The following is a 5,798-nucleotide window of genomic DNA, read 5'->3' as shown; positions in this document are numbered from 1 at the left end:
AAGCTGGGCGAAGCTATTGGTCTGACTTTCCAGCAAGTTCAGAAGTACGAGCGCGGTGCAAACCGTGTTGGCGCCAGTCGTTTGTACGACTTGGCACGCGTTCTCGAAGTGCCTGTTGGGTATTTCTTCGCAGATATGCCTGATGAAGTTGCTTCACAGTCACCTGTCCGCTTGCGCGAAATGAGTGAAGAAAAGGTTGAAGCTTTTGTTCACGAAGCTGATCCGATGGCGAAACGCGAAACGCTTGAGTTGGTCAGAGCCTATTACAAGATTGTTGATCCTCAAGTGCGTAAGCGTCTTTTTGAGATGACAAAAGCCTTGGGTACTGCTGCTGAAGCTGCTTCTGAAGGTGTAGTCAAAGCATAAGTTCTTGTGAGTTACAGCAAGAAATATCAGCTTAAAGTTTGATTTATGGATGAATCAGTAATTTAAGCATTGCATTCCAGAGCGCGATCAGGCATTCCTGATCGCGTTTTGCATTATATGCATTTTTCGTTATATAGTGCATTTGGTCGGGCATGGGTCGCATTAACGTTACTTTCCGGTGCCACGATCAATTTTTTTTATAATCATATAGAAAGGGGTTGTCGTGCGACTTGGCAGCTATCTTTTCACAAGCGAGTCCGTGTCTGAAGGACACCCTGACAAAGTTTGTGATCGCGTATCAGATTCTATCGTAGATCTATACCTCTCTCACGACCCGCAGTCCCGTATTGCGGTTGAGACACTTGCAACAACTAACCGGATCGTTTTGGCCGGTGAAGTTCGTGGCCCTGCTTCGGTGACACCAGATGTCATTGAGGAAGTGGCTCGTCAGGCTGTTCGTGACATTGGCTATGAACAAGACGGTTTTCATTGGAAGAACATGGATGTGCAGAACTTCATCCATGAGCAGTCTGTGGATATCGCCCAGGGCGTAGATGCCGCTGGTAATAAAGACGAAGGTGCTGGTGATCAGGGTATTATGTTCGGTTATGCCTGTAAGGAAACCGAAGGTTATATGCCTGCGCCTATTTTCTATTCGCACAATATTCTACGTTCTTTGGCTGATGTTCGTCATTCCGGTGAAGAACCCGGTTTGGGACCAGATGCCAAAAGTCAGGTGACTCTGGAATACGTTGATGGAAAACCTGTTCGTGCAACGTCTGTTGTTGTGTCCACTCAGCATGCTGAGGGTATGGATAGTGATCAGATTCGTGAAATCGTACGACGTCACGTCGAAAAAGAACTTCCACAGGGTTGGATGTGTTCTGACGATGAATTCTATGTAAATCCAACCGGGCGCTTTGTTATTGGTGGTCCCGATGGTGACGCAGGTCTGACGGGTCGTAAGATCATTGTTGATACCTATGGTGGCGCAGCCCCGCATGGTGGTGGTGCTTTCTCTGGTAAAGATCCGACCAAGGTTGACCGTTCAGCAGCTTATGCCGCACGTTATCTTGCGAAAAATGTTGTTGGTGCCGGCCTTGCCGAGCGCTGCACAATTCAGGTTTCTTACGCAATTGGCGTGTCCAAGCCGCTTTCACTCTATGTGAACACGCATGGCACAGGCCAGTTTGATGAGCAGAAGCTTCCAGAAATCCTAATGGATATTATGGACCTTTCCCCACGTGGTATTCGTGAGCACTTGGCTTTGAACAAGCCTGTTTATGCGCGTACAGCAGCCTACGGCCACTTTGGCCGTCGTCCCGAAGATGATGGAGGCTTCTCATGGGAGCGCCTAGGTCTTGTGGATAACCTAAAGTCAGCTTTTAATCTTTAAGAGCTGAGTAGACGTAGAGTAAGAAGATGAGCGATCCTGTTAAGCGTAGTACTTTTTATGGCCGTCGACAGGGTCGCCCTCTGCGAAAAAAGGCAACGGAGCTTGTTGAGACAGTTCTGCCAAAAATCCAGATAGCGTTGGGCAATCCCGAAAATATTACCCCCTATAATCTGGATGACATGTTTGGGCGATCTGGTCATGAAACGTGGCTTGAAATCGGTTTTGGCGGTGGTGAACATCTGGCTTGGCAAGCAGAGCACAATCCTGATGTTAATTTGATCGGTGCTGAGTATTTTATCAATGGTGTTGCGAGCTTGCTTGGCCACCTTGATGATAACGGTGCTGAGAATGTTCGTGTCTATCGGGGTGACGTACGGGATATGATGCCGTTCTTGCCTAAGAACTCTCTCAGCAAGGTTTTTATACTTTTCCCGGACCCTTGGCATAAAGCCCGTCACAACAAGCGTCGTATCGTCCAGATTGAAACACTGGACTTGCTGGCAGATTTGCTGGTGGACGGTGGTGAGCTTCGAATGGCAACGGATGATATGGGGTATCTGCAATGGATGCTTGAAAGAACCGTTCCTCACCCGTTGTTTACTTGGCAGGCTGAATCAAAAAGCGACTGGAATCAGCGCACAGAAGATTGGCCTAAGACACGTTATGAAGAAAAAGCTTTGAAAAAAGGCCTCAAGCCCGGGTATTTGCGTTTTAAAAGGGTGCCACGGACATAAATTTCTCAAGTTGTGTCCGCCCGCTAAATATATGTTAATCAGCACTTTTATGGTGGCTTTAGAAAAGCGCTTGCACTGTAATGAGGCTGAGGTTACAGTGCGCGCGGGACACACTTTGTTGTAGCCCGCTACATCGAAGTTTTGAAAGCGGGCCTTAAGGCCCATTTTTTGTATCTAAATTCAGCGTCTAATGTTGTTTTTATGTCTTTGATCAATGGCATAACCCAAAAGCATAGAGTAGACGCGTATGCAAACGGAGATGAGTTTTTGTTAGACGCTAAAGGGGGTACGATACCTCTTCTTGCCAAAACGAGTGACGGTAAAGCTGCCCAAATAGAGCAGATTATAGCCCCGACTCTGGCGTCTATGGGCTTTGATATCGTTCGTGTTATGATTACAGGTGGTGATGAGCGCAAAACGCTGCAGGTGATGGCTGAACATAGTGATCTAACAGAGACCATGACTGTTGATAACTGTTCAGATATTAGCCGCGCGATTGAGGCTCTTTTGGATGTTGAAGACCCTATTTCCGGCGCTTTTCGTTTGGAAGTAAGCTCCGCTGGTATAGATCGCCCATTAACACGCTTGTCGGATTTTCAGCGCTTTGCTGGCTTTGACGCCAGGGTTGAAATGTTGATTAACGTTGATGGTCGCAGACGTTTTAAAGGCCGTCTTCTTGGTGTTGAAGGTGAAGCTATTCACCTTGATCTCGAAGAGGAAGAGGCAGAAGTGTATCTGGCTTTTCAGGATATGTCGCGGGCAAAGCTTATTTTGACCGATGAACTGATTGCTGCAGCACAAGCCGGTGGATAATCCACGCTTGTGAAAAATGCGTTGTAGCGAAGTACTTGATGTACGGCGCTATAGGATAAACAAGTGAAGTGATGGCGTGAAATTGATCGGGCTGTCATGATAGATTAAGGATTTGAGGGCAAATGGAAACGACTGCTCTTTATAGAACTGAACTTCTTCAGGTTGCTGAAGCTGTTGCTCGTGAAAAAAGTATTGAGCGCGACGAAGTGCTGGATGCAATGGAGCAGGCTATTTCCAAAGCTGGACGTGCAAAATATGGTCATGAACGCGATATTCGTGCTGAAATTGATCGTAAAACCGGTGAAGTTAGACTGCGTCGTTATACAGAGGTTGTTGAGGAAGTTGAGAACGAACTGACACAAACAACGCTCAAAGATGCAAGAGTTCGTCAGGCCGATATTGAAATTGGTGAATTTTTCTTTGATGAGTTACCACCGATCGACCTTGGTCGTATTGCTGCACAGACAGCAAAGCAGGTAATTGTTCAAAAAGTCCGTGATGCAGAGCGGGCCAGACAGTTCCGTGAATACAAAGATCGCGTTGGTGAAGTTATCAACGGTGTTGTTAAGCGGAACGAATTTGGCAATGTTACCGTTGATTTGGGCAAAGCCGAAGCCATTATGCGCCGTGATGAAACACTGCCGCGTGAAAACTTCCGTAATGGTGATCGTGTTCGCGGGTATATCTATGATGTACGCGAAGAAGCTCGTGGCCCACAAATCTTTGTTTCCCGTTCTCACCCTCAATTTATGGCGAAGCTTTTCTCACAGGAAGTGCCTGAGATTTATGATGGTGTGATCGAAATTAAGGCGGTTGCCCGTGACCCGGGAAGTCGTGCCAAGATTTCGGTTCTTTCACAGGACTCGTCGATTGATCCTGTTGGCGCATGTGTCGGTTTGCGTGGTAGCCGTGTTCAGGCCATCGTGACAGAGCTCCAGGGCGAAAAGATTGATATCATTCCTTGGTCACCAGACGTTGCGACATTTGTTGTGAACGCTTTGGCGCCAGCTGAAGTTTCCAAAGTTGTCTTGGACGAAGATTCAAAGCGTATTGAGGTTGTTGTTCCTGATGATCAGCTTTCTCTTGCAATTGGTCGTCGCGGTCAGAACGTTCGTTTGGCCTCTATCCTGACGGGTTGGGATATTGATATTATGACGGACGAAGAAGAATCTCGCCGTCGTCAGGAAGAAATCAAGCAGCGTTCGCAAAACTTCATTGATGCTCTTGATGTCGATGATGTGATTTCCCATCTCTTGGTTGCAGAAGGTTTTGAAAGCGTTGAACAGGTCGGATATGTTCCTGTTGACGAACTCGCTGCCATTGAAGGCTTTGACGAAGACATTGCAGAAGAACTTCGTAATCGTGCCCGTACATTCCTTGACGCTCATGAAAAAGAACTTGAAGAGTCTCGCAAGAATTTAGGGGTTCAAGACGACCTGATGTCTGTGGATGGCCTATCTGCTGAGCAAGTGGTTCATTTAGCCGAACAAGGTATTAAAACACTGGATGATTTGGCTGATTTGGCCGGAGACGAGCTTGTTGAAATGCTTGGTGAAAAGCTTGCGATGTCAGAAGATAAGGCAAACGAAATAATCATGGCAGCACGTGCACACTGGTTTGCAGATGAAGATGCGGCTGCTTCTGAATCTGAGGCGAGTGAATAGATAGAGCCAGAGGATTAGATACTTTGGTAACGAAGAAAAAAACTGAGGGAAAGAAGAAGGTCAGAAAAAAGCGAAAGAGCGAACCTGAAAGACGCTGTATTGCTTCTGGTGATCTTTTCCCTCAGTCGGCCCTGTTGAAATTTGTGATCGGGCCGGACGGAAATGTTGTTCCGGATTTATTCGGAAAACTGCCGGGACGCGGAATCTGGTTGTCTCCAAGCCGGGATATGGTAGAGAAAGCGTGTCATAAACAATTATTCGCTCGTTCGGCTAAAGCGAAGGTTAAAGTGCCCGATGATCTGATCGAGCAACTTGACTCGCAGCTAACGAAACGTTGCCTTGATGCTCTAGGTCTGGCAAAACGTGCAGGACATTTAGTAGCAGGGTTTGAAAAAACGAAAGCTTGGCTTTCTTCAGGGAACGTCAAGATACTTGTACAAGCCGCAGATGCGGCAGAAGATGGGCGCGGTAAAATTCGTGCATTGGCCAGGGCCATTGATCCTGATTTGCCGATAAACGAAGTTTTTACCGGGCATGAGCTAGGGCAAGCGCTAGGCCGGGATACCTGGGTACATGTAGCGCTTAGACCGAGTGGAATCGCTGATAGGTTCGCCGCTGATGTGGCGCGGTTGTTAGCTGTAAGAGGAATTGCGGGACATCCCGCCAAAAGAGTAAGTGGACGCCTGAAAGAATGACCTCGAGCAAGGACACCAGTAAGAGCAAAAAGCCGCTGACATTAAGCCGGCCGAATACGCTTGAGTTGAAGAAAACTGTAGAAACCGGCCAGGTTAAACAGAGTTTTAGCCATGGGCGGTCTAAATCCGT

7 protein-coding genes are annotated in these 5,798 nt (G+C 47.3%); all 7 read left to right on the top strand.

Annotated elements, in window-relative coordinates:
• A partial coding sequence (locus tag Q0241_RS21990) for a helix-turn-helix transcriptional regulator (RefSeq protein WP_299381403.1) occupies positions 1 to 366 on the top strand: 366 nt, incomplete at its 5' end.
• A gap of 223 nt (positions 367 to 589) precedes the next feature.
• Positions 590 to 1,762 carry a methionine adenosyltransferase gene (gene metK / locus Q0241_RS21985; RefSeq protein ID WP_299381400.1) on the top strand — a complete coding sequence of 391 codons (1,173 nt, stop codon included), beginning with the start codon at positions 590 to 592 and terminating at the stop codon, positions 1,760 to 1,762.
• A gap of 26 nt (positions 1,763 to 1,788) precedes the next feature.
• Entirely contained in the window at positions 1,789 to 2,496 is a 708-nt protein-coding gene (gene trmB / locus Q0241_RS21980; RefSeq protein WP_299381396.1) for a tRNA (guanosine(46)-N7)-methyltransferase TrmB, read from the top strand.
• A gap of 267 nt (positions 2,497 to 2,763) precedes the next feature.
• Complete coding sequence (gene rimP / locus Q0241_RS21975) at positions 2,764 to 3,309, top strand: ribosome maturation factor RimP (protein ID WP_366941213.1); 546 nt, start codon at positions 2,764 to 2,766, stop codon at positions 3,307 to 3,309.
• A gap of 122 nt (positions 3,310 to 3,431) precedes the next feature.
• Entirely contained in the window at positions 3,432 to 4,973 is a 1,542-nt protein-coding gene (gene nusA, locus Q0241_RS21970; RefSeq protein WP_299381393.1) for a transcription termination factor NusA, read from the top strand.
• 23 nt (positions 4,974 to 4,996) lie between these two features.
• Complete coding sequence (locus Q0241_RS21965; protein ID WP_299381390.1) at positions 4,997 to 5,668, top strand: RNA-binding protein; 672 nt, start codon at positions 4,997 to 4,999, stop codon at positions 5,666 to 5,668.
• A partial coding sequence (locus tag Q0241_RS21960; RefSeq protein ID WP_299381406.1) for a translation initiation factor IF-2 associated domain-containing protein occupies positions 5,665 to 5,798 on the top strand: 134 nt, incomplete at its 3' end. The genes Q0241_RS21965 and Q0241_RS21960, both read left to right, overlap by 4 nt.

The sequence above is a fragment of the uncultured Kiloniella sp. genome (assembly GCF_937128705.1).
In the GTDB taxonomy this organism is placed as follows: Bacteria; Pseudomonadota; Alphaproteobacteria; order Kiloniellales; family Kiloniellaceae; genus Kiloniella.
The sequence above is the reverse complement of the archived record's forward strand: the minus strand, read 5'-3'. Positions and strand labels throughout refer to the sequence as shown.